The 23,839-nt window shown below is 58.8% G+C and carries 19 protein-coding genes and 4 pseudogenes; 8 read left to right on the top strand and 15 right to left on the bottom strand.

The window, feature by feature from the left end; all coding sequences use genetic code 11:
* Nucleotides 1-10: 10 nt before the first annotated feature.
* A pseudogene (locus ALO64_RS03590) lies at nucleotides 11-574 on the bottom strand (glycosyl hydrolase family 18 protein); the annotation flags it as partial.
* 203 nt (nucleotides 575-777) lie between these two features.
* Nucleotides 778-2,076 carry a glycine-betaine demethylase subunit GbcA gene (gene gbcA / locus ALO64_RS03585; RefSeq protein ID WP_002555658.1) on the bottom strand — a complete coding sequence of 433 codons (1,299 nt, stop codon included), beginning with the start codon at nucleotides 2,074-2,076 and terminating at the stop codon, nucleotides 778-780.
* 309 nt (nucleotides 2,077-2,385) lie between these two features.
* On the opposite strand from gbcA, the gene gbcB reads away from it, so the two are divergent.
* Nucleotides 2,386-3,486, top strand: coding sequence for a glycine-betaine demethylase subunit GbcB (gene gbcB, locus ALO64_RS03580; RefSeq protein WP_044344088.1), 1,101 nt, complete (start codon nucleotides 2,386-2,388; stop codon nucleotides 3,484-3,486).
* A 237-nt stretch (nucleotides 3,487-3,723) separates the two neighbouring features.
* Here gbcB and ALO64_RS03575 read toward each other — a convergent pair whose 3' ends face one another.
* Entirely contained in the window at nucleotides 3,724-3,990 is a 267-nt protein-coding gene (locus ALO64_RS03575) for a hypothetical protein (RefSeq protein ID WP_002555654.1), read from the bottom strand.
* A 123-nt stretch (nucleotides 3,991-4,113) separates the two neighbouring features.
* A complete protein-coding gene (locus ALO64_RS03570; protein ID WP_005735008.1) occupies nucleotides 4,114-4,344 on the bottom strand; it encodes a DUF6124 family protein in 231 nt (76 codons plus the stop codon).
* A gap of 379 nt (nucleotides 4,345-4,723) precedes the next feature.
* Here ALO64_RS03570 and ALO64_RS03565 point away from each other — a divergent pair, with 379 nt between their 5' ends.
* Nucleotides 4,724-5,560: a 23S rRNA (adenine(2030)-N(6))-methyltransferase RlmJ gene (locus tag ALO64_RS03565; protein ID WP_044344089.1), complete on the top strand. Its 837-nt coding sequence runs from the start codon at nucleotides 4,724-4,726 to the stop codon at nucleotides 5,558-5,560.
* 243 nt (nucleotides 5,561-5,803) lie between these two features.
* Here the strand turns inward: ALO64_RS03565 and msrA are convergent, their stop codons facing one another.
* The 6 genes and pseudogenes from msrA to ALO64_RS03535 form a co-directional block, all read right to left on the bottom strand.
* Complete coding sequence (gene msrA, locus ALO64_RS03560) at nucleotides 5,804-6,451, bottom strand: peptide-methionine (S)-S-oxide reductase MsrA (protein ID WP_044320874.1); 648 nt, start codon at nucleotides 6,449-6,451, stop codon at nucleotides 5,804-5,806.
* A 147-nt stretch (nucleotides 6,452-6,598) separates the two neighbouring features.
* A pseudogene (locus tag ALO64_RS03555) lies at nucleotides 6,599-9,278 on the bottom strand (sensor domain-containing phosphodiesterase).
* 250 nt (nucleotides 9,279-9,528) lie between these two features.
* Nucleotides 9,529-10,874, bottom strand: a pseudogene (locus ALO64_RS03550) (MFS transporter).
* Nucleotides 10,875-10,883: 9 nt separating this feature from the next.
* Entirely contained in the window at nucleotides 10,884-12,209 is a 1,326-nt protein-coding gene (locus tag ALO64_RS03545; protein WP_044344090.1) for a TldD/PmbA family protein, read from the bottom strand.
* The gene (locus ALO64_RS03540) at nucleotides 12,209-13,651 is read right to left on the bottom strand and encodes a TldD/PmbA family protein (protein WP_044344091.1); all 1,443 of its coding nucleotides are present in this window, start codon (nucleotides 13,649-13,651) and stop codon (nucleotides 12,209-12,211) included. The genes ALO64_RS03545 and ALO64_RS03540 overlap by 1 nt, the downstream gene beginning before the upstream one ends.
* A gap of 127 nt (nucleotides 13,652-13,778) precedes the next feature.
* Nucleotides 13,779-14,819: a threonine aldolase family protein gene (locus ALO64_RS03535; RefSeq protein WP_002555646.1), complete on the bottom strand. Its 1,041-nt coding sequence runs from the start codon at nucleotides 14,817-14,819 to the stop codon at nucleotides 13,779-13,781.
* Nucleotides 14,820-14,918: 99 nt separating this feature from the next.
* Between ALO64_RS03535 and ALO64_RS03530 the strand changes: the two genes are divergently transcribed.
* Nucleotides 14,919-15,665, top strand: a complete 747-nt coding sequence (locus ALO64_RS03530; RefSeq protein WP_044344092.1) for a TraX family protein — start codon at nucleotides 14,919-14,921, stop codon at nucleotides 15,663-15,665.
* A gap of 103 nt (nucleotides 15,666-15,768) precedes the next feature.
* Here ALO64_RS03530 and ALO64_RS03525 read toward each other — a convergent pair whose 3' ends face one another.
* Nucleotides 15,769-16,965 carry a class I SAM-dependent rRNA methyltransferase gene (locus tag ALO64_RS03525; RefSeq protein ID WP_044344093.1) on the bottom strand — a complete coding sequence of 399 codons (1,197 nt, stop codon included), beginning with the start codon at nucleotides 16,963-16,965 and terminating at the stop codon, nucleotides 15,769-15,771.
* An 81-nt stretch (nucleotides 16,966-17,046) separates the two neighbouring features.
* Complete coding sequence (locus tag ALO64_RS03520; protein ID WP_005735018.1) at nucleotides 17,047-17,586, bottom strand: type 1 glutamine amidotransferase domain-containing protein; 540 nt, start codon at nucleotides 17,584-17,586, stop codon at nucleotides 17,047-17,049.
* A gap of 238 nt (nucleotides 17,587-17,824) precedes the next feature.
* Here ALO64_RS03520 and ALO64_RS03515 point away from each other — a divergent pair, with 238 nt between their 5' ends.
* The 3 genes from ALO64_RS03515 to ALO64_RS03505 all read left to right on the top strand — a co-directional run bounded on the left by ALO64_RS03515 (nucleotide 17,825) and on the right by ALO64_RS03505 (nucleotide 19,932).
* Entirely contained in the window at nucleotides 17,825-18,637 is an 813-nt protein-coding gene (locus ALO64_RS03515; protein WP_174517429.1) for an HDOD domain-containing protein, read from the top strand.
* A gap of 45 nt (nucleotides 18,638-18,682) precedes the next feature.
* Complete coding sequence (gene mutM, locus ALO64_RS03510) at nucleotides 18,683-19,495, top strand: bifunctional DNA-formamidopyrimidine glycosylase/DNA-(apurinic or apyrimidinic site) lyase (protein ID WP_002555642.1); 813 nt, start codon at nucleotides 18,683-18,685, stop codon at nucleotides 19,493-19,495.
* Between the two features lie 98 nt (nucleotides 19,496-19,593).
* Complete coding sequence (locus tag ALO64_RS03505; RefSeq protein ID WP_044344095.1) at nucleotides 19,594-19,932, top strand: hypothetical protein; 339 nt, start codon at nucleotides 19,594-19,596, stop codon at nucleotides 19,930-19,932.
* An 8-nt stretch (nucleotides 19,933-19,940) separates the two neighbouring features.
* Here ALO64_RS03505 and ALO64_RS03500 read toward each other — a convergent pair whose 3' ends face one another.
* Both ALO64_RS03500 and coaD read right to left on the bottom strand, forming a co-directional pair.
* Nucleotides 19,941-20,192: a YfhL family 4Fe-4S dicluster ferredoxin gene (locus ALO64_RS03500; RefSeq protein WP_002555640.1), complete on the bottom strand. Its 252-nt coding sequence runs from the start codon at nucleotides 20,190-20,192 to the stop codon at nucleotides 19,941-19,943.
* A gap of 98 nt (nucleotides 20,193-20,290) precedes the next feature.
* Nucleotides 20,291-20,770, bottom strand: a complete 480-nt coding sequence (gene coaD / locus ALO64_RS03495) for a pantetheine-phosphate adenylyltransferase (RefSeq protein WP_002555639.1) — start codon at nucleotides 20,768-20,770, stop codon at nucleotides 20,291-20,293.
* A gap of 314 nt (nucleotides 20,771-21,084) precedes the next feature.
* On the opposite strand from coaD, the gene ALO64_RS03490 reads away from it, so the two are divergent.
* Both ALO64_RS03490 and ALO64_RS03485 read left to right on the top strand, forming a co-directional pair.
* On the top strand, nucleotides 21,085-21,747 hold the full coding sequence (locus ALO64_RS03490; RefSeq protein WP_002555638.1) for a TetR/AcrR family transcriptional regulator: 663 nt from the start codon (nucleotides 21,085-21,087) through the stop codon (nucleotides 21,745-21,747).
* A 54-nt stretch (nucleotides 21,748-21,801) separates the two neighbouring features.
* Nucleotides 21,802-22,659, top strand: a complete 858-nt coding sequence (locus tag ALO64_RS03485) for a sulfurtransferase (RefSeq protein WP_005735021.1) — start codon at nucleotides 21,802-21,804, stop codon at nucleotides 22,657-22,659.
* Nucleotides 22,660-22,675: 16 nt separating this feature from the next.
* Here ALO64_RS03485 and ALO64_RS03480 read toward each other — a convergent pair.
* Nucleotides 22,676-23,685: pseudogene (locus ALO64_RS03480) on the bottom strand (hydrolase).
* Nucleotides 23,686-23,839 lie beyond the last annotated feature (154 nt).

Genomic DNA, 23,839 nt, shown 5'->3' with positions numbered 1-23,839 from the left:
TTGTCTACACCCTCCTAAGGTAAGGAAATTCCGGGGCCATGCTGATGATGAAGTGCTTCCCTTCTGTCTCGTAATACTCGCGCACCATCCTCAACGCAGCGGGTAATACGGTCTGGTTATCGGCAAAGGTAATAGCAGCTTGTTCGAGGTCGATATCCAGGCCGTCAAAGCCATAGGTTTCAACCAGACGAATAATTTCATAGGCCAGTGCATCTTCCTGACCGGCATGCAACTCAATATGCGCGTCAGCCCCGCCAAGAGAAATCAGCACTGCACGGCCTTGTGCATTCAGTGCTGCCACCTGAGCGCGAAACGCATCATCACTCAGGTTATAAGGTTTGAAGGTGGGAATGCCGGCACCTTTCATAAAGGCCACTGCCACAACGTTATACGCTTCGGGTATGTCGGTCAGCGCCATCTCTTTGAAGAGGCCTTGCTGGTAACCTTGATCGGGTTCGGAAGGCCAGTTATGCCAGAACCCCATGAGAATATTTTTGCCCCTTATATCCGGCATGGCCGAGGCGGCATCGGTTGTTTTGTTTTTATATTGATCAATGATTTTTGGGTTGAGCATAGTCCGTGTCTCCTTCCGTTGGATTGACTTCCACGAGAGTTGATCACGAGAGGGGTTTTCAGGTAACTGTCAGAAATGACGGTATCGGCGGAGGAGTTGTTGTGCGGGGGAAACGGGAAATTCGTCAGTCGACGATCGTTTGAGCAGGCTCACCTCGCTGAAGAGTGAGCCGTACCCAGTATTGCCAAGGGCAGGTGTGCCCTCTACTCGTGATTCACCGCCACGCCCTTCAGATAGGGTGCTGGCTCTGCCCCGAGGTTTTCCAGCATGCGCGAGCTGTACCAGTCGACGAAGTTGACCACGCCGAACTCATAGGTTTTCGAATAAGGCCCGGGTTGATAGGCGGTAGAGTTAATGCCGCGCTGGTTTTCTTCGGCAAGACGGCGGTCCTGATCATTGGTGGCATCCCAGACCTGGCGCATGCGTTCCACGTCATAGTCAACGCCTTCGACTGCATCCTTGTGGACAATCCACTTGGTGGTGACCATGGTTTCCTGTGCACTTATCGGCCACACCGTGAATACGATGATGTGATCGCCCATGCAGTGGTTCCAGGAGTGCGGCAAATGCAGAATACGCATCGAGCCCAGGTCCGGGTTCTGGATGCGGCCCATCAGCTTTTTGCAGCCGACCTTGCCGTCCAGGGTCATCGACACCGTGCCTTTGAGCAGCGGCATGCGCACGATACGGTTACGCAGGCCGAAACTGGCGTGGGCGTAGGGGATTTTCTCGGCGTCCCACGCAGCAGCAGATGCGGCCACGTGATCCTTGAAGGCCTGATCGGCGCGCGGGTCTGTGACATCGTCCCATTCCAGCAGGGTTTTGAGCAGCTCAGGGTGCGAGCCACCGCAGTGATAGCACTCGCGGTTGTTCTCCAGCACCAGCTTCCAGTTGGCCTTTTCCATCAAGGTGGTTTGCACCGCCACCTTGGTGTTCTCCATATCATAGGGTTCCATGTAGTGCCGCAGCGTCGACAGGAACTCGTCGATGGCAGGCGGGTTCTCCGCCAGGCTGATGAAAATGTAACCGCCTGCGGTCTTGACGTGCACCGGCTTGAGGCCGAACTGCTTCATGTCGAAGTCGTCGCCCATTTCAGTGCCCGCATACAGCAGGCGGCCATCCAGCTCGTAGGTCCACTGGTGATAGTGGCAAACCAGTTTGGCGACTTTTCCTTTCTCGGCAGTGCACAGGCGCGAGCCGCGATGGCGGCATACGTTGTGGAACGCGTTGACTGCGCCGTCCGGACCACGCACCACCAGGATCGGGTTCTTGCCGATCTGCAGCGTCAGGTAATTGCCCTTGGTCGGGATCTCGCACGTCATCCCGGCAATCAGCCACTCCTTGTGAAAGATTTCCTGCATGTCGATTTCAAACAGTCGGTCATCACTGTAAAAAGGCTGCGGCAGCGAGTAGGTACGCTCGCGATTCTGCAGCATCTCGGCAGTGGCCTTGCGTGCAGGTTCCAGCGGATCGCCCAGGCTCAAGGTTGCGGTGACGTCCATCGATTAAATCCCTCATGACCGCGGCATGGGCGGCCTGCGAATGTGGCTGATACGGGTGTGATCGCGTTTCACGCATGACGATAGATCAGTCAATCATGCTCATGACCCTTGATGGCGAGTGTGGAGCCGGGCGCTGAGTGAACCTTATCCATGGGCGACATGGCCGCATCCGTTCCCGACGCGACAGGCCTTGTTGCACGGGGCTGGTCGCGGTAAGTACGTGAATGTCGTTGATAGGTAAATGGCCGCCTCGCGCGTTACGCAGAATCCGCAGCATGAGAGGCCGACAGTCGACCGTGGAGATCGAGTATGTCGCAAAGTTTCCTGAGCCCGGTCACGACCCAGACATGGGCCAACGGTCGCCACCAGGTACGTGTCGTCAAAGTCATCCAGGAAACCTGGGATGTGCGCACGTTCTGCTTCATGGCCGACCAGCCGATCATGTTCTTCTTCAAGCCGGGCCAGTTCGTGACCCTGGAGCTGGAGATCGACGGCCTGCCGATCATGCGCTCTTACACCATCTCCAGCTCGCCGTCGGTGCCCTACAGCTTTTCGATCACCGTCAAACGCGTACCGGGTGGCAAGGTCTCCAACTACCTGCATGACACGCTCAGTGAGGGTCAGGAATTGGCCGTGCACGGGCCGGTCGGGCTGTTCAATGCCATCGATTTCCACAACCCGAAGATTCTCTACCTTAGCGGTGGCGTCGGCATCACGCCGATGATGTCCATGGCGCGCTGGTTCTATGACACCAACGCCAATGTCGACATGGTGTTTGTGCACAGCGCCCGCTCGCCCAAGGACATCATCTACCACCGCGAGCTGGAGCACATGGCCTCGCGGATCGACAATTTCAGCCTGCACCTGGTCTGTGAAAAGCATGGTCTGGGCGAGCCGTGGGCCGGTTATCGCGGCTACCTGAACCAGAAAATGCTTGAGCTGATGGCCCCGGACTTCATGGACCGTGAGGTGTTCTGTTGCGGACCGACGCCGTACATGACAGCGGTCAAGCGCCTGTTGCAGGAGAACGGCTTCAACATGGCGCAATACCATGAAGAGTCGTTCGGTGCGACGCCGCCCGAGGCCAGGGCAGACGCCGTCGAGCAGGCCGAAATCGCCGCCGACGCGCCGGATGTCGACGCCGCCGACCTGCATCAGGTGGAATTCACCGACACCGGCAAGAGCATTCGCGTGGCCCCGGGCGAAACTGTTCACGCCGCTGCCGCCAAACTCGGCCTGATGATCCCCAAAGCCTGTGGTATGGGCATTTGCGGCACCTGCAAGGTTATGAAGCTGAGCGGCGAAGTGGAAATGGAACACAACGGCGGCATCACCGACGAGGATGTTGCAGAGGGTTACATTCTGTCCTGCTGCAGCGTTCCGAAGGGGGATGTGCGGATTGAGTATTGAGCACGCCGAAACTGTGTAACGCGGAGCGTCCGGAACGGCATACCCACGCGGAGCATGGGCACGATAGTGATCTCTCTGACGACTATCGTTCCTCATGCTCCAGCGTGGGAATGCCGTGGGTGACGCTCTGCGTCACAAATCTNNNGCATGCGACGCGGAGCGTCGCACGATAGATGGTGTCATCCTTCCGCACGCTCCAGCGTGGGTACGATAGGCGTTCTTTAGGGCACCTATCGGTTACGTTCCACTATGACTCTGCTTATAAGCCGCCAGCGCTGGCAGCAGTTGCTGGTCGATGGCCTGGCGTACGGCGGGGAGGAGGGTGGCGCTGCCGGTCAGGAGTTGCTCTACCAGACGTCGCAGGGCTGTAGCGCGTTCGGCGTTCAGGCCGCAAACGGCTTGCGCGCAGGCTTGTTCAGCGGTTGCGCCGCCGGGTGCTTCGAAGCCCAGGGCTCTGAGTTGGCCGAGCAGGTCTTCCTGGTCAATCAAATCTGCGTGCATCATGGCTTCTGTTCCTTTGATCGGGCTTTTTTCCGATTCTGGTAGGGCAGGCTGCCAAGGGCAAGTCCTGTGCGTCGCGCATGGCAGGATTGACTACAGGTACGTCGTTTTCAGTTCAGGTCGCGCTTATTCGATTTGCCGGTTTTCTATTGTGTTGTCGACCATGACCTTTGCCATTTCCACCAGGTGCATGATCGTGAGCGTCATATCTCTTTGCGCGCCGGTCATGCTGTCGCTGAATTCGTAAGCGCTGGTTGCTGCACAGCGCAGCAGGTCGCTGGCATACATCAGCGCATCTTCATGGCTGACTTTGGGGCGGGCGTTGAAGAGGGGTGGGTCGGGGACGATTTTTAGCATGTGAGACTCCTAATCAATAACTGGAAGGTCGTCACTTCGGCTACTAATCGAAGGTGGCGGCCGCACGCAGGTAGTAGCCCGGTGATTAGGAACCGGTGCATCCGAAGATGCCCCACGCACGGCCACCATAAAGATGCAGGCCGTAAACAAGCGCCTTGCACAAGGTGGCGCATTGTGCCTAATCACACCGAGGGCTACTAATCCTCATCGCTGAATATGCAGCGACGGGCGCAGAGTAGTGATCGAAATCGGCAGGCACAAGGGGGCGGGAGTTTCTCGGAAATTTCCTTCAAACGAAAGAGACGAGTCCCGCAAATTCGTTACAAATTCTTGTTCATTGCTCAGGTTTGCTAAACTGCGCAGCTTGCCAGGAGCTGCCATGAATTACCGTCACGCCTACCATGCCGGCAACCACGCCGACGTGTTCAAACACCTGACTCTGACTCGCTTGATCGCCCTCATGGCGCGCAAGGAGCAGCCGTTCGCCTATCTCGACACCCACGCGGGGTTGGGGTTATACGACCTCAAGGGCGATCAGGCCACCCGCACCGGAGAGTGGCTGGAAGGCATCGACCGTCTTTGGGATGCACCGGACTTGCCCGCGCTGGCCTCCGATTACTTGCAAGTGCTGCACGACATGAACCCCGACGGCGAGCTGCGCTACTACCCCGGCTCGCCGGAGCTGGCCCGCCGCCTGACTCGCGAGCGCGAGCGTGTGCTGCTCAACGAGAAGCACCCCGAAGATGGGCGTCTGCTCAAGGAAAACATGAAGGGCGATCGCCGCGTGGCAGTGCATCTGGGGGAAGGCTGGCATGTGCCACGCGCCTTGCTGCCGGTGGCTGAAAAGCGTGCCGTGATGCTCATCGACCCGCCGTTCGAGCAGCTCGATGAAATGAAACGTTGCGCTGTAGCGCTCAAGGAAACCATCGGGCGCATGCGTCAGACGGTGGCTGCTATCTGGTACCCGATCAAGGACCCGCGCCTGCTGCGGCGTTTTTATCAGGACCTGGCCGAGACTGGCGCACCCAAATTGCTGCGCGTCGAGCTGTTCGTCCACCCGCTGGACACCCCGGCCAGCCTCAACGGTTCAGGCCTGGCCATCGCCAACCCGCCGTGGGGCCTGGAAGAAGAGCTGCGTGAGCTGATGCCTTATCTGGCAGACAAACTGGGCCAGACCCAGGGCGGCTGGAAGATGGACTGGTTGATCGCCGAGTAATTGAGCCAGCCGTGACCACTCTGAAGCCCGAAGGGTGCGAGAGGTTCAGGAGATAGCTCTTGTATTCCCAAGCGCAGCAATGAATGAGCTTTTGTGGGAGCGAGCTTGCTCGCGAAAGGGCCAGTGCAGTCCTCGAAAAAGGGGCGTTTGAACTATTGCCTTCGCGAGCAAGCTCGCTCCCACGGGGGCTAGCCCTATCCAGCTACCAACGCTTCAGCCCCTTTTTTCAGCTAGTCAGCCAGTTCAAGCTGGCAGACAAACTCCGGTACCACCCAGGCCGCAATAGCCCTGAGGGTTCTTGGCCAGGTATTGCTGGTGGTAGGCCTCGGCAAAGTAGACCGTCGGAGCTTCTTCGATTTCAGTGGTAATTGCGCCTAGCCCGGCCTTGCTCAGTTCCGCCTGGAACTCCGCAGCGCTGGCCTTGGCGGCGTCGAGCTGTTCGGGAGTGGTGCAGTAGATCACCGAGCGGTACTGAGTACCGATGTCGTTACCCTGACGCATACCCTGGGTCGGGTTGTGCGCTTCCCAGAACACCTTGAGCAACGACTTGTAGCTGATTTTCTCGGGCTCGTAGACAACCAGCACCACTTCAGTGTGGCCAGTCAGACCGGAGCAGACTTCTTCGTAAGTCGGGTTCGGGGTAAATCCGCCCGCATACCCCACGACAGTGCTCACCACACCGTTCTGTTGCCACAGGCGGCGTTCTGCGCCCCAGAAGCAACCCAGGCCGAAGATGGCGAATTCCACATTGCTCGAAAACGGTCCCAGCAGCGGGTTGCCGTTGACGAAATGAGTTTCCGGAAGCGCCATAGGCGTTTCACGACCCGGCAGTGCTTGTTCGGCGGTGGGCAGTACGTTTTTGTTCACTAGAATTTCCGAGCGCAGAGTCATGAACCATATCCTCTCGTTTAGAGACAGGCAGCAGGGGCCAGGACAGATGAGCAGAGTTACATAGGTCCCGTTACACGCACAAACAAGTGCTGCCGTGTAATAACAGCCTGACAGTGTGCCCGAGAGAGCAGGGTGCAGGGAAGGTTGTCAGGCGGACGGACGACGCGGGTAGCGCTTCAGTTTCTCGATCAGCTCTTCGCCGGGGATAGGCTTGTCGAACAGATAGCCCTGGCCCACATCGCAACGATGACGGCGCAGGAACGTCAACTGTGCAGCGGTTTCAATGCCTTCGGCGACCACTTTGAGCTTGAGGTTGTGGGCCATCGCGATGACCGCAGAGGTGATTTCCATGTCGTCTTCATCATCCGGAATATCGCGGATGAAGCTGCGATCGATCTTGATCACATCAATGGGGAATTTCTTCAGGTAGCTGAATGACGAGTAACCGGTGCCGAAGTCATCCATGGCCAACGACAGGCCAAGCTTCTTCAGCGAGTCCAGCTGCTGGCGCGTGTCTTCGGTGGCTTCCAGCAGCAGGCCTTCGGTCAGTTCCAGTTCCAGCAGCGAAGGATCCAGCTCTTCTTCTCTGAGGATAGCGGCAATCGATGACACCAGCTCGGGGTCGGAAAACTGCTTGGGTGACACGTTGATCGCCACCTGCAAATTGCCGAAACCAGCGGCGGTGAGGTCCTTGCTCATGCGGCAGGACTGGCGAGCGACCCACTTGCCGATGGGGATGATCAGGCCGGTTTCTTCCGCCACGCTGATGAACTGATCGGGGCGGATCATGCCTTTTTCAGGATGATTCCAGCGCAGCAGCGCTTCCATGCCCAGCAGACGACCGGTCAGCAGGCACAGCTTGGGCTGGTAGAACACCTCCAGCTCGTTCTGGGTCAGGGCGCGGCGCAGGTTGTTTTCCACAAACAGCTTGTAGCTGGCCTCGGCATTCAAGGCTTCGGTAAACACCTGAACCTGGTGCTTGCCGTTGGCTTTGGCCTTATGCAGGGCCAGGCCGGCGTTTTTCATTAAGGTCTGCGGGTCACGGCCGTGCAGCGGCGCGCAAGCAAGGCCCACCGAGCCGGTAACGCTGATCAGCTGATTATCGACGAACATCGGCTTGTCCAGCGTGGCCAGTACCTGACTGGCGGTGGCCTGTCCGGCTTCCTGATCCGTGTTGTCGAGCAGAACGGCGAATTCGTTACTGGCAGTCGGACGGGCTCAAGGTGTTACGCAGACGGCGCGCCAGACTGATCAGCAGTTTGTCGCCGGTCTGGTGGCCAAGACTGTCGTTGATGCGCTTGAAGTTGTCGATGTCGACCAGCAACAGGCTCATCGGCGTGTCGGTGTCACGGACAAAGCGTTCGTCCAGGTTGCGGATGAAGGCCGGACGGTTGCCCAGATTGGTCAGGTTGTCAGTGTAGGCCAGGCGCTCGATACGCTGCTGGGCCAGCTTGCTCTGGGTGATGTCTTCATAGATGCCGATGTAGTGCGTCAGCTCGCGATTATCGCCATACACCTTGGAAATCGACAGCTGGCCCCAGTAAGGTTCGAGGTTCTTGCGTCGACTTTTGAACTCGCCCTGCCAGCTGTTGCTGTTGGTCAGGCTGGAGTTGGCTTCCAGCAGCAACTGGTTGAGGTTTTCCAGCGCAGGCAGTTCCGAGAGCTTGTGCCCGGAGACTTCATCGGAACTGTACTGCGTGATCGCCGTGAAGCTTGGGTTGACGTATTCGACCACGCCGTTGCAGTTGACCAGCAGAAAGGCGTTGGCGCTTTGTTCGACTGCACGCTGGAACAGGTGCAGCGCATTGGTCGCGGCTCGACGGTTATGGTTGTTGATGACCTGAGCGAACTGGTCGGCCAGCTCCCCGGCGAAGGCGATTTCGTCGGACTGCCACTCGCGTGTCGAGCCGGACTGTTCCAGGCAGAGCACGCCAATGACCTGGCCATCGATACGAATACTCGCATCGAGGACCGCCTTGTCTTCTCCAGGGTTCAGGCTTTCGGCCATTTCGCGGGTGCGCGGGTCGGTCTGGATATTGCTGGCGTCAATCGCCCTGCTGGTATTGAGCGCTTGGAGATAGGTGGGGTAGGCGCTGATATCAATCGGCGTACGCGACTGATAGTCGCCGCTTTCCCGACGATAGTCGGTGATCGATTCCAGACGCTTGTCGATGAGGTTCCAGATACTGACATGATCGACGTCATAAATGTCGCAGGCACTCTTGGTGATCAGCTTTGCCGCTTCCAGCAGGGTATTGGCTGTGGTGTAACGATGCCGGGTCAGGCGCAGGATCAGGTCCTGCTGGGCACGCACGCGTTCCAGATGGGCAAACTGGTCACGCTGGGCGCGCTGGTTGAGTTCAAGGGCAATCTGCAGGCGCAGGTTACGGGTTTCGAGATCGGAGTCAGTGGCGGTCTCGCTTTCTGTGACAAGGCCATCGACGATCAGAAAATAACCACGCAGCAGGTGACGATTGTGCTGCTTGTAGGCTTCGCCGATTTCCAGCAAGCCAAGCGCGCCCTTGGGGCTGTGCAGGGTGTAGCGAATCAGGTAATTCGGAGAAGAAGCCAGTTGCTGCTGGATGTCGTCATGCAGTTGATAGCGTGCTTGCGGCTCCATGAGGCTGGCATAAGGGGATCCAATCAAGGCGCAAAGGTCGACGGCGGGCAGGCCGAACTGCTTTTCGCAATTCGGATCGAGAAACAATAGCGCCCAATTGGCTTCATTCAGCCGCTCGAAACGCAGCATGCCCAGGCGCGAAGGCACTGGCAATTGCGTCACTACCTCGGCTGCGGATCTACCGGCAGCATCGGTTTGGCTTTTCATGAACAAACTCGCTTCCGGAATACTAGTCGCGACGGGCGTAAACCCCACTTTCGCGTATGGCAAGGTTGCATGATGCGGCTCGTGCTTACAAGAGACCACAGTGGCTTAGTGCTATAAAAGTGTCGGCCGATTGCCCAGGTTCTTCAATGTATCTGGTCGGATACTTGAAACTGCTCGTTTTTCGGGCAAAGTCCCTGTTTTAAAGGGGATTTCGCCATACAGGTTTGCTCCTGTCCGGAAGGGTTGTCAATCAAGTCGTCGCTACCCTGGCCTCCTTCGCTGGTAATTGCAGGAAAATCCCGGCGGCAAACATGGCCAGAACTCCGACGCTCAGGAACGTCAGCTGGAAAGCCTCCAGCACGCTGCTCAGCTCGCCGGTGGCCACTTCTTCGCTGAAACCGCCCAACAAGGCTGCAGCGCTTGCGACCCCAAGGCTCAGCGAGAGTTGGGCCACCACCGAGAGCAGGCTGTTGCCGCTTGCCGCACCGAGCAGGCCCAGATGCACCAGCAAAACCCAGTACGGCGTCTGCACATCGACCAGTGCCAGGCTTGCCAGCAGGATGCCCAGCAGCAATGTGTTACCGGTCAGAATGAGGCGATAGCCCATATGCTCGATCAGCCAGCGCGCTACCGTCTTGGCGAACATTCCTGCAGCTGCCAGCGGCAACATGCTCATGCCCGCCTCGGAGGGCGAATACCCCAGCGCCACTTGCAGCAGCAGCGGGATCAGGAACGGCAAGGCTCCGCTGCCCAAACGGGCGAACAGATTGCCCAGAATACCGACGGCAAATGTCCGGGTGCGAAACAACGAAGGGGCGAACAACGGCGATTCGATGTGCCCGGCGCGCAGCCAGTAGGCCGCCAGGCAGCCCATCCCGGCAAACAGCAGAAGCACCACGCGCATATGTGGCAGGTTCAGCTCGCCCAGCCCCTCGAGGGCAATGGTGATCAGCACCATTGCCGCGCCAAACAGGATAAAGCCGATGCCGTCAAAACGCGTTCGACCGCCTCCGGGAAGGTCGGGGATGAAGTGTTTGACGGCATAGCAGCCGAGAATCCCTACCGGAATATTGAGCAGGAAAATCCAGTGCCAGCTCAGGTACTCGACCATCCAGCCGCCAAGCGTCGGCCCCAGCAACGGTCCCAAAAGACCGGGCACGGTGATAAAGCCCATGATCCGTCCAGCTCCGACCGCGGATACGCACGTAAGACGATCAGGCGTCCGATGGGCAGCATCAGCGCGCCACCCAGCCCCTGAATCACCCGCGCCGCCACCAGCACGTTGAGTGACCAGGACAGCGCACACAGCAACGAGCCGAAGCTGAACAGCAGAATGGCGCTGAAGAAGATGCGCTTGATCCCGAACCGATCGGCAATCCAGCCCGAGGCCGGGATCAGCAGTGCGATGGTCAGCATGTAGGCGATAACCACCGACTGCATGCGCAGGGGGTCTTGCGCCAGCGAGCTGGCCATGGACGGCAGGGCGGTGTTGAGGATCGTGCCGTCCAGGCTTTGCATGAAGAACGCAATGGCGATGACCCAGGGCATCCAGCGCAGGGTCTTTTCATCCATGATTGGCGCTGCTGAGTTCGACATAAGCTCCTGCTACAAGGTTAGGGTGAGTCGGCTTATCAGAGCGCCGGGCAGTTGAATCGACCCCGTCTGGCGCTGAGTGTAGGTACTCGATTGAAGAATCAGTTCCCGCTCGCGAGTCAGGTCCTCCAGTGCGCTACCCAACAGGCTGTAGGCGCTGTCATCGAAACGCATGGTGCTGACCGGTGCGACGATCTTGCCGTCTTCGACCCAGAATGTTGCGAAACGTGTCATCCCGGTCAGACGTGCGGCAGCGCGATCCGAAAAGTTCAGGTACCACAGGTTGCTGATGTAAAGGCCTGTGCCGAGCTTTTCAAGGATCTGGTCCAGCTCCAGCGAGCCACCGGCAATGCTCAACGCGCTTGGACCTTCGCCATAATCCGCGCCGTTGGCAGGCAGGTCGTACTCAGCGGCGCTGCTCGAGTCCACCAGTCGCTCGCGGGCCTGCCCGTTGACGATCAGCTTCAGATCCTTGCGCGGGTAGCCTTCGCGTGAGAAGGCTGGCGAGAGCGAGCCACTGACTTGCTCGTCGAAGCTGATCAGCGGGCTGAAATGAGTCTCGCCGTCATACAGCCTTTGCAACGGGCTGCGCTTGCTGGCCACCGCTTGCGCGGAAAAACCGCCCCAGCTGAGCATGCCAATGACTTCGTCCAGCGCCGCTGGAGCCAGATAGGCACGGTATTGACCGGGCCTGAGGGTGTGCAGTGGGCGGCCGAGAAATTCGAGCTGCTCACGGGCCTGCTGAAAGCGTTGCACGAACGCTTCGTTGTTCCAGTCGTGACCTGCGTAATTGGCTTTCACCGCCTGGCCGTTTTCATGAAACAGGCTCCAGTCGAAATTGAAGCTGTTGGCCTGATGCCAGCCCAGCGCGCCCCACGAACTGGCGAAACCCCGATACAGCGGACCAGCCGCGTAAAAACCCACCAGATCGAGGTCGCCTGACAGTTCGCTGATCTGCTCGACCACCTGCGCGCTGTCCGGCAGCGGCAGGTCTTGCACGTTGCTGCTTTGCCAGGCCTGTGTGTTGGGCAACAGATACGGGTCTTTCGCCAGCGAAGGCAGGGTTTCGCGCAATTGCTGCAAGGCGTTGGAAAGGCGCCGGGTGTCGGTCTCCTGATCCCCGGACAAGGTCACTTCCAGGTTGGCATGACGCCCGTCGTCGATCAGTTTGAAGGTCGCAATGACCTGCTGCACGCTCCCGGCCTGCCGAACCTGGCCGTGGTTGAAGCGAATGAAGTCGGACGCTTCGGCGTCGTAGGCCAGGGTGAAGTGTTCCGTCGGGCTGATGGCAGCCTTGAGCACGGCGACCAGCGCCTCGAATTGCTGTTGGTGCGACATCAGGCATCCCCTCCAAACACATCGACATTGGCAAAAACACACGCCGGAGAGGCATGGCCTACACGGATCACCTGATTGGGTTCGCCCTTGCCGCAGTTGGGCGTGCCCAGCACTTTGAAGGTACTGGCGTCACCGACTGCGCTGAGGTTTTTCCAGAACTGAGCAGAAATTGCCCGATAGTTGGGGTTCTTCACAACGCCCTTGAGTTCACCGTTTTCAATTAATTGGCCCCATTCGCAGCCGAACTGGAACTTGTTGCGCGCGTCGTCGATGGACCAGGAGCGATTGCTCGACATCAGGATGCCGTGCTCGATGTTACCGATCAGGCCGTCCAGTGACTGGTCGCCCGGTTCGATGTTCAGGTTGGCCATGCGATCGATGGGCGCACGGTTCCAGCCGCAGGCGCGGCTGTTGGCGACCCCGTCCAGGCCGCTGCGGTATTGCGACAGTGCGCCGCCGAGCGGGCGTTGCAACAGGCCGTCACGAATCAGGAACTGTTTGCTGGCGGCCGTGCCATCGTCGTCGTGCGCATAGCTTGCCAGCTGTTCAGGAATGTCCGGGTCGAACGTCACGTTCAACAGGCTGGAGCCATATTGCAACGTGCCGAAATCAGTCGTCTTGACGAAGCTGGTGCCTGCGTAATTACGCTCGTCGCCAAGAATCCGGTCCAGTTCCAGAGGATGGCCGATGGACTCGTGAATCTGCAGAACCATCTGATCCGGCATCAGCAGCAGGTCGCGTGGGCCTGACGGTGTGTTGGGTGCGAGGATAAGCTGCAAGGCCTGATCGGCGACGTTGGCCGCAGAGCCGATCAGGCCGCAACTGCTCAGCACTTCGATGCCGCCCTGCTGGCCGAAGTTATGGCCACCCAGCGTGCGGGTCTGGCTGTCACGACCGTCGTAGGCTGTCACGCTCATGCCGGGGAAAATGAAGCGTTGCGCCTGACGAAGCTCTGCGCCCGCGGTGTTCAGGTAAATCTGCTCAACCGTTTCCAGCCCCAGTACGGCCTGCCAGTTGACCAGCCGTTCGTCTTTCGGGACGGCGCTGGACTCGGCCATCAGCAGGCCGATGCAGTCGCTCAGTGGCGGGAAGGCTTGATCCATGTGCGGCGACAGATAGTCAGCCTTGGCAGTCGAGACAGCTTGATCGCTCAGGTTCAGTAACGCATGCGGTGCCAAGCGACGTGCCAGCGCTTCGGCCTGCTGCAAGGCGGCTTGCAAACCCCGAAGGGAAATGTCGTTGGTGGCGGCGTAGGCTTCAACACCGTTCAGGCGCACGGTCAGCATTGCGCCCTCGTCGCTGCTCAGCGACGGCGGCTCGGCCACATTCTTGCGCACGCACAGGCGTTGGCCGGTGCGGTGCACGTAACGTACGGAAAAAAATTGCGCTTCACTCTGCAGAGCAGCGAAATGCTGCTTGAGCCGGGCGGAGAAATCGAACATGCAGACAAGCTCCTTCTTGAGGGTGGTCAGTGAAGTCCGGGCGGCCTTTTGGGCCGATTGCCGTTGAGGGGGAGATTGCCCCCACCACGATTGCCAGGCTGCACCTGCAAGCTTTGAGCCAGACGCTTCAGCCCTGCATCACCAGCTTGATATCGGCGGCCAGTTCACGCACGCGCTCTTCTTCGGTGTCCCACGAGCACATGAAGCGTGCGCCGCCGTTGCCGATGAAGGTATAGAAACGCCAGCCCCTGGCCGTCAATGCTGCAATGGCCGGTTGCGACAATTGCAGGAACACACCATTGGCCTGTACCGGAAACATCAGCTCCACGCCGGGAATATCCTTGACCAGTTCGGCCAGCAGTTGTGCGCAATGGTTGGCGTGGCGCGCGTGTTTGAGCCAAGCGTCGTTTTCCAGCAGCCCGACCCACGGAGCAGACAGAAAGCGCATTTTCGACGCAAGCTGCCCGGCCTGTTTGCAGCGGTAATCGAAATCTTCAGCCAGGTCATGGTTGAAAAACAGGATGGCTTCACCCACCGCCATGCCGTTTTTGGTACCGCCGAAGCACAGCACATCGACGCCGGATTTCCAGGTCAGTTCTGCCGGTGAGGCCTCCAGAAAGGCGCAGGCATTGGAGAAGCGGGCACCGTCCATGTGCAGATGCAGGCCCAGCTCCTTGCAGGTCGCACTGATTGCCTTGAGTTCTTCGGGCTGATAAACGCCGCCTACCTCGGTGGCCTGGGTCAGCGTCACGACGCGCGGTTTGGGGTAGTGAATATCCTGACGCTTGAGCGCCACTTCGCGAATCGACTCCGGGGTCAGCTTGCCGCCTGCGCTGCGTGCTGTCAGCAGTTTGGAGCCGTTGGAGAAAAACTCCGGTGCACCGCATTCATCGGTTTCAACGTGAGCCGTTTCCGAACAGATGACACTGTGGTAACTCTGGCACAGCGATGACAGCGCCAGCGAGTTGGCCGCTGTGCCGTTGAAGGCAAAAAACACTTCGCAGTCGGTTTCGAACAGGCGGCGGAAATCATCTGACGCGCGTGCAGTCCATTGATCGTCACCATAGGCACGTTGATGCCCCTTGTTCGCCTGCTCCATGGCTGCCCAGGCTTCAGGGCAGATACCGGAATAGTTGTCGCTGGCGAACTGTTGGCTTTGGTCTGTCATGGCCGATTCCTTATGGGCGATTATGGTGCGCACTGTAGCGACAATATAAGGTTCGGTCATGTGTTGACTGCATGACGCAATTCCCCATTCAGGAGCGATATGGATCTGTCCAACCCGCCTTTTCTGCCCGGACGCAACAAGGCGCTGGACCTGCTCAAGTGGCTGGCGATGCTGAGCATGGTGCTCGATCATCTTCGCTATGTGGGCTGGTCAGTTGATTTTCTTTACGTGCCGGGGCGTTTCGCCTTTCCCTGGTTCTGTCTGGCAATTGCCGTAAACCTTTCCCGGCGCAGCGCAGCCATTCTGGCCCCGAGGGTGCAATGGCGCTATCTGGGCTGGCTGCTGGCATTCGCAGCGCTATCAGAAATCCCGTATCGGCTGTTCATGGCGGACGTGACCGTGCTGAACGTGATGCCGACCCTGTTGCTGGGGCTGCTGATTGCTCAAGGCTGGCAGCATCGCAACGTGACGACGCGGATCATGGCCATCGTTGCCCTGCTGTTTGGGGCGGTTTTTCAGCAACAATTGATGTTTGGTTTTGCCGGCGTGTTGCTGCCGCTGGTTTTTCTGTTGGTGCTGCAAAAGCGCCTTTGGTATTCGGTGTTTCCGGCAGTTTTCTGTCTCGCAGCCAATGCCTGGCCGCAGATGATTGCCGGCGCGAGCTGGGGCGACCCGATTTCCATTGGCTCGATAGCCGCCTGCCTGGTGGCACCTGCGCTGGGCATAGCGCTACTGCGCACCAGACCGAAGTTCGCAGTGATCCCGATGCGGCGCTGGGCCTATGCGATTTACCCGCTGCACTTTCTGGTATTGCTGGGTTTACGGACGGCGTTGGAGCGTGGCTGAACGATAACCTCAACTATCNNGCTCTGCGTCGCATGCCGTTCCGGACGCTCTGCGCCCTCTTGCAAGGCAGAGCGTCCTGAACTGCATTCCGATGCTGGAGGCATCAGCTATTAGGCAGCAACCGGCAAGTAATGCTCTTGATGTAGCGTGTCTCGGCAATTGCCGGGTGCACCGGATGGTCCGGGCCCTGGCCGCCGCGTTCCAGTAGCTGGATATTGCGGTCCAGATGGCGGGCGCTGGTCAGGAGGATGTTTTGCAGGTCGTCTTCCGGCAGGTGCATGGAGCAGGAAGCGCTGACCAGAATGCCGTCCTTGCTGAGCAGGCGCATGGCTTGCTCGTTCAGGCGGCGGTAAGCGCCTTCGCCGTTTTTCATGTCTTTCTTGCGTTTGATGAACGCAGGTGGATCGGCAACGATCACATCGAAACGCTCCTCACCGGCTTTCAGCTCTTTCAGCGCCTCGAAAACATCGCCTTCGATGCAAGTCATTTTTTCTGCGAAGTCATTCAGGGCTGCGTTGCGCTCAACCCCATCAAGGGCGAAGGACGATGCGTCGACGCAGGTCACGTCACTGGCACCAAAAGCCGCTGCCTGAATTCCCCAGCCACCAATGTAGCTGTACAGGTCCAGTACACGCTTGCCTTTGACGTAGGGGGCAATGCGCGCGCGGTTCATACGGTGGTCGTAGAACCAGCCGGTCTTCTGCCCGGCCATCACCGGTGCTTCGAACTTCACGCCGTTTTCTTCCAGCGCAACCCATTCGGGAACCAGGCCGAACATGGTTTCGACGTAACGATTCAGACCTTCCGCATCGCGAGCGGCTGAGTCGTTCTTGAACAGGATGCCGCTTGGCTTGATGACCTGAACCAGCGCGGCAATGATGTCTTCCTTGTGGTTTTCCATGGTGGCCGAGGCCAGCTGGACAACCAGGATGTCACCGAACCGGTCCACCACCAGACCCGGCATCAGGTCTGAATCGCCGTAGACCAGACGGTAGAAAGGCTTGTCGAACAGACGCTCGCGCAGCGACAGCGCCACGTTCAGGCGGTGGACCAGCAAAGACTTATCGAGCGGCAGCTTGATATCGCGCGACAGCAAACGTGCGCAGATCAGGTTGTTGGGGCTCATGGCGACGATGCCCAGCGGCTTGCCGCCAGCAGCTTCGAGGATGGCCTGATCACCGGCTGCAAAACCATGCAGCGGGGTGGCGGCTACGTCGATTTCGTTGCTGTAGACCCACAAGTGACCGGCGCGCAGGCGGCGGTCGGCGTTGGCTTTGAGGCGCAAGCTAGGCAGGGACATGACGTCGCTCCTGAAAAAAGAGCGGGATTATAGCGCGTCATCCCGGTAGTGCGCCGGGATGACTACAATAATCGCAACCGATCAAGCCGACAGCGCTTCAATCAACTTGCTGTTGAAGGCCGGGATGTCATCAGGCTGGCGGCTGCTGATCAGCGTGCCGTCGGTGACAACTTCCTGATCAACCCATTTAGCCCCGGCGTTGACCAGGTCATCCTTCAGCGTCTTGAAGCTGGTCAGGGTTTTACCCTTCACCAGGCCTGCCGATATCAACAGCCAGCCGCCGTGACAGATAACCGCCACTGGTTTGCCGGAACCCTCAATGTCCTTGACGAGCTTCTGGGCGTCAGTGTCTATGCGGATGGTGTCGGAGTTCTGTACGCCGCCTGGCAGAACCACGCCATGGTAGTCGCTGGCGTTGGCCGCCTTGAACGTGCGGTCGATCTTGAAATCATCGGCAGGTTTGTCGTGATTCCAGCCTTTGACCTGGCCCTCTTCGGTGGACAGGATTTCCACGGTGGCACCTGCTTGCTCCAGCGCTTCTTTCGGGCCGGTCAGTTCGACCTGCTCGAAACCGTCGGTTACAAGAATTGCGATGCGTTTGCCAGTCAGTGCTTTAGACATGGGATCCTCCAGTGTCGGGCTTTCAGGGTGGCGTCTGGCGGTCGTTTTGAGGCCGCCATATACGCCGTCAACACAAGGTCCGAAGCCTGGCATGTGGCAAAGTTCCGAGAATATCTTCGTCTTGGGTGATGGACCGTTTCCCCGCAAGGGGTCAGAATCCAGTCATTACGGTGAGTAAATTCCTATGTCCGAAGAGCTAAGCCCAGAACAGATCCAGCAAGCGTTGCAGGGTATCAGTGTGCTCCCGCAGCCGCAGATCATGGTGGATCTGCAGATGGAGCAATACATGCCCGATCCGGACCTTGGGGTAATTGCGCGGTTGATTGCGCAAGATCCGGGGTTGTCCGGGGCGCTGCTGAAGATCGTCAACTCTGCGCACTATGGCCTGTCCAACAAGATTGCCTCGATTGACAAGGCTGTGAATCTGCTGGGCAGCCGTACCGTGATCAATCTGATCAACGCGCAGTCGATCAGGGGCGAGATGACCGATGAGACCATCGTCGCGCTCAACCGCTTCTGGGATACCGCGCAGGATGTCGCAATGACCAGTCTGACCCTGGCCAAGCGCATCGGCTCGCAGACTGTGGATGAATCCTACGCATTGGGCCTGTTCCATGACTGCGGTATTCCGCTGATGCTCAAGCGTTTCCCGAATTACATGCCGGTCCTTGAAGAAGCCTACGCCAACGCAGGGCCTGATTGTCGCATCGTCGATACTGAAAACGCCGCGTTCGACACCAACCACTCGGTGGTCGGCTATTACACGGCCAAGTCATGGCGCTTGCCTGCGCACGTGACTGACGCGATCGCCAATCATCACAACGCATTGGCGATTTTTCAGGACGATACCAGTCGCAATGCCCCGCTCAAGAACCTCTTGGCCCCCCTGAAAATGGCCGAGCACATCTGCCAGTCCTACCAGGTGCTGGGCAATCAGGGCGAAGATCACGAATGGGAATGCATTGGTGCGCTGGTGCTGGATTACGTGGGCTTGTCCGAATATGACTTTGAATACCTGAGGGAAAGCATCCGCGAGCTGGGCGCGCGCTGAGCCTGTGCGCTGCTGGCTTGCCCTTCCTGTAAAACCGAGTGATACATGCCTGAATTACCCGAAGTAGAAACCACCCGTCGCGGCATTGCACCCCATCTTGAAGGTCAGCGTGTCAGCCGCGTTATCGTACGCGACAGCCGTTTGCGTTGGCCCATTCCCGAAGATTTGGACATCCGGCTTTCCGGACAGCGCATTGTGCAGGTGGACCGGCGCGCCAAGTACCTGCTGATTCAGGCCGAAGTGGGCACGCTGATCAGCCACTTGGGCATGTCGGGCAATCTGCGCCTCGTCGAGGCCGGGCTTCCGGCGCTCAAGCACGAGCATGTCGATATCGAACTGGAGTCCGGGCTGGCCTTGCGCTATACCGACCCGCGTCGATTCGGGGCGATGCTCTGGAGCCTTGATCCGCATAACCACGAGTTGTTGATTCGTCTGGGGCCAGAGCCGCTGACTGATCTGTTCGACGGTGAGCGCCTTTACGAGCGCTCGCGCGGCAAGTCGATTGCGGTCAAACCGTTTGTCATGGACAACGCCGTGGTGGTCGGGGTGGGCAATATTTACGCGACCGAAGCACTGTTCGCGGCGGGCATCGACCCGCGACGCGAAGCCGGAGGCGTCTCACGGGCTCGTTATCTCAAGCTTGCCATCGAGATCAAGCGCATTCTGACCTACGCTATAGAGCGCGGCGGTACCACCCTGCGTGACTTCATCGGCGGCGACGGCAAGCCGGGGTATTTCCAGCAGGAATTGTTTGTCTACGGGCGTGGCGGCCAGCCATGCAAGGTCTGCGGTACAACGCTGCGTGAAATCAAGTTGGGGCAGCGCGCCAGTGTTTACTGTCCAAAATGCCAGCGCTGAAATACCAGAGGCGCAGAGCGTCAGGCCACTTGCTTAAGCTGCACCCCTGTTTATAGTGATGGCACCTTAATTATTTGCTACGCCTGAAGGACCAAGCCATGAGACCGTTTCGTATTCTTGCTGCCACGCTGGCGCTGTTTATCGGCCTGCAGGCGCTGCCTGCGATTGCCTCCGATGTCTCCAACGGCAGCGGCGATCCGGTCTACACCATTCAAAACCCGCCAGCGTTCGCGATGATCGGCGATCTGCTGATTGCCCGACCGCTGTTGATAGCAGCCACGGTCATCGGTACAGGGCTGTTCGTGATTGCTGCGCCTTTTGCAGCGGCAGGCGGCAACCTCGGCGCAGCGGGCAAGGCGCTGGTGGTCGATCCGGGCAAGGCAGCCTTCGTGCGTTGCCTGGGTTGCACCGGTGACGGGTACGGCAAGCAGCAGTAAAGGCTGTATCAGACCTTGCTGGTGATGATTCGGTACTTGTCCATCAGCTGCTCTTTGCTCTCGACGTGATTTTCATCCAGGGGGATGCAGTCGACCGGGCAAACCTGCTGGCATTGAGGCTCGTCGTAGTGACCCACACATTCGGTGCACAGGTTCGGGTTGATCACGTAGATCTCCTCGCCTTGTGAAATCGCCTCGTTTGGGCACTCGGGTTCGCAGACGTCGCAGTTGATGCAATCGTCAGTGATGATAAGGGACATGAATTGCTCCTGCCGCAGCCGACGCCGGGGCACATTAAAACCAATGCGGCGAATTGTGCCGCATTAGGCTTCGGGATGCACCTTCACATGCGCTGCGTCTAGCGCTTGAAGCGTTCGGTCAGCGCCTGAGCGACGGCAGGATGAACGAATTTGGTGATATCACCGCCCAACGCCGCGATTTCACGCACCAACGTCGAGGAAATGAATGAGTAGCGCTCTGAGGGCGTGAGGAACAGGCTTTCGACGTCCGGTGCCAACTGACGGTTCATGTTGGCCAGCTGAAACTCGTACTCGAAGTCCGATACCGCGCGAAGGCCGCGCAGAAAGACGTTGGCATTCTGTTCCTTGGCAAAATGCGCGAGCAGCGTCGAGAAGCCGACGACTTCCACGTTGGGCAGGTGTTTGGTGACTTCGCGGGCCAGTTCGACGCGTTGTTCCAGAGGAAACAGCGGGTTTTTCTTCGGGCTGGCGGCAACCGCAATGACCACGTGGTCGAACAGGCGCGAGGCGCGCTCGACCAAATCTCCATGGCCCTTGGTAATCGGGTCGAAGGTGCCTGGGTACAACACTCGGTTCATCGCGTCGTCCTGGTCGGAGTCCGTTGTGGGACTCGGATGGTATCGCAGCCTTCCCGATGGGCCAAGCTGCGTAATAAGCGCCAAGTGTCGTATTGCGCCGATTATCGGCCATGTTTCAGCCCAAACCCCCGATTTTGGGGCTATTTACTGTGGTGCGGATGATGCTCGACGCGCAGCAATTGGCTAAGACACCTTGTGTTCAGCTTGCCTGCGTCGACTCTTCACTGGTGCTGCTTCGATTCTGCCACCATTGCGGCATCTGCCTGCGTTAAGATTGCCATCATCTGATTAGCACTTAGAGTGGCCTTGTCCGCATGGCAACCCGTACCAAAACCCGTGAACGCATCGTGCAAACCAGTCTGGAGCTGTTCAATCAGCAGGGCGAACGAAGCGTGACCACCAATCATATTGCTGCGCACATGGAAATCTCGCCCGGCAATCTCTATTACCACTTCGCCAACAAGCAGGTGATCATCGCCGAGTTGTTCACCGAGTATGAAACGCTGGTGGGCAGTTTTCTGACCCTGCCTGCCGACCGCCCGCCGACCATCGAAGACAAGCGCGATTATTTTCTGGCGATAATGGACGCCATGTGGCGCTACCGTTTTCTGTACCGCGACCTTGAGCATCTACTGACGTCGGATGCAGAGCTGGCGAGGCGTTACCGGCGCTTTTCGTATCGCTGCCTGATGCAGGCGATGACTATCTATCGGGGGTTTATCAAGGCTGGCATCCTGAAAATGGATGAATCGCAGATCGAATGGACCAGTCTCAACACCTGGATCGTTCTGACGTCGTGGGTGCGTTTTCTGTGCACCAACCGGGAAAACGCTACAGAGTTGAACGAATCGGCGATTCGACGTGGCGTCTATCAGGTACTTATGCTCGAATCTGTGTTTGTCGCGCCTCAGGCTCGCGAAGCGTTCGACGCGCTATGCGAAACGTTTCACTCGACGTTGCCTGAGGTTCTGATGTGAATTTCAGAGCCGATGAGCGGCCTGCTTGTCGGTTCTCTGCCACAGGAGTGTGTCATGTCCATTGCGCAACTGATCAGCCCCGAGCAACTGGCTGCACGACAGAAAACCCCAGGTCTGGTGATTCTCGATTGCCGTTATGCGCTTGAAGATTCCGATTACGGTCAGCGCAGTTACGCCCAAGGGCGTATCGAGGGCGCGTCCTTTGCCGATTTGAAGCGCGACCTCAGCGGGCCGATGATCAAGGGCAAAACAGGCCGCCACCCGCTACCGGACCCCGACGCCTTGTTACAGTGCTTTCAGGCATGGGGTATCAACGCTGACAGCGATATCGTGCTGTACGACGACGGACCTGGAATGTATGCCGCGCGCGCCTGGTGGTTGCTGGCCTGGATGGGCAAGCGCGAAGGCGTGTACCTGCTCGATGGAGGGCTGAAAGCCTGGCACGCCGCCGGGTTGCCGTTGAGCCTTGACGCGCCGAATCGTGAGCCAGGCAGTTTCAGCGGTGAGCCGGACATGTCGATGGTTCTCAGCGGCAGTCGCTTGCATGGCCGTCTCGGTCGCCCGGAAATGACCTTGATCGACGCCCGCGCCGAAGCGCGCTTCCGAGGTGACGTAGAGCCTTTGGACCCTGTCGCCGGGCATATTCCAGGTGCTCAGTGTGCGGCCTGTACCGATAACCTCGGGCCGGATGGACGCTTTTTGCCACCTGAGCAGCTCAGGCAGCGTTTTGCCGAAAAATTGCAGGGTCGTCCGCCGGAAAGTCTGGTGTCCTACTGCGGATCAGGCGTCACGGCCTGCCATAACCTGTTCGCCCTGTGTCTGGCCGGCTATCCGCTGGCAACGCTGTATGCGGGCTCGTGGAGCGAGTGGATCAACGATCCCGAGCATCAAATCGCCACGGGCGCCGGTTGATGCTTCGTCAGCCTGATCAGGCGTTTTCGCGCTGATGTGCAGCGCTTAGCCATAACGGGATGCGGCGCTCAAGGTAATAGCCCGGATTGCGCAGCGAGCCGTCGACGAAACCGACATGCCCGCCTTTGGCGTGTAGCTCGAACTCGGTGCAGGACGACAGCTCGCTCGGTTCGGGGAGGCTGTGGGGGAACACGAACGGGTCGTCGCTGGACTGAATGATCAGCGTCGGCGTCTGAATCTGACCCAGATAGTAGCGGCTGGATGCCCTGCGGTAGTAATCCGTGGCGTCGGAAAAACCATGCAGCGGTGGAAGTCCCAGAACGTTCGCATGTTCTCCAGTGAGCCCAGCGCGGCGAGTTCGGCCAGCCCCTCGCTGATGCCTTCATGCTGGAAGCGATGCTGCTTGTCACGGATATACGCCAGCATTTCGCGCATGAAGTGCCGTTGATAAACCCTGGAGAACCCTTGGCCGATGCGGTTGGCGGATTCGTCCAGCCGAAACGGCACTGACACCGCCACCGCGCCCCGAAGATCACTGCTGGCGCCGGATTCACCCAGGTACTTGAGCAACACATTGCCGCCCAGCGAATACCCCGCCGCATAAATCGGAGCCAGTGGCCGCAGCGAACGCAAATGAGCGATCACCTCGGCCAGATCCTCGCTGGCTCCCGAGTGATAGCTGCGCGACAGCAGGTTCGGCTCTCCCGAGCACCCGCGCCAGTTCAGCGCCACACTGGGCCAGCCCTGCGCCGCCAGGGCCTTTTGCAGACCGGCTACATACGGCGAATTGGACGACCCGGTCAGGCCGTGCAGTACAAGAACCAGGGGTTTATCGGGCTCATCCGGACCATGCCAGTCCATATCCAGAAAATCCCCATCCTTCAGCCACAACCGCTCGCGAGTGCGCGCCAGCAGCGTCGGCCTGCGCAGCAGCGGCCCCCACAGCGTCTGCAAATGCGGATTGCCCATGCCGACGGCCGGGACGAATGGATTGGCATGGGACAGAAAGGTAGGGCGTGTGGACACGTGCTTGCTCAACGATCGGTGCAGTGACTGAAGCTGTACGTTGCCATTAAGTGGACCGGGATGTAAGTGGCTTGACGGTGTCGTTGCGTATAGAAATGCGTTTCGTGACGCTCTGCATCGCAAAAGAGTACGCACAGCGTCCAGAACTGCATGC

This window comes from Pseudomonas meliae (assembly GCF_001400515.1).
Taxonomy (GTDB): Bacteria; Pseudomonadota; Gammaproteobacteria; order Pseudomonadales; family Pseudomonadaceae; genus Aquipseudomonas; species Aquipseudomonas amygdali.
This window is presented reverse-complemented; position numbering and strand designations above follow the sequence as displayed.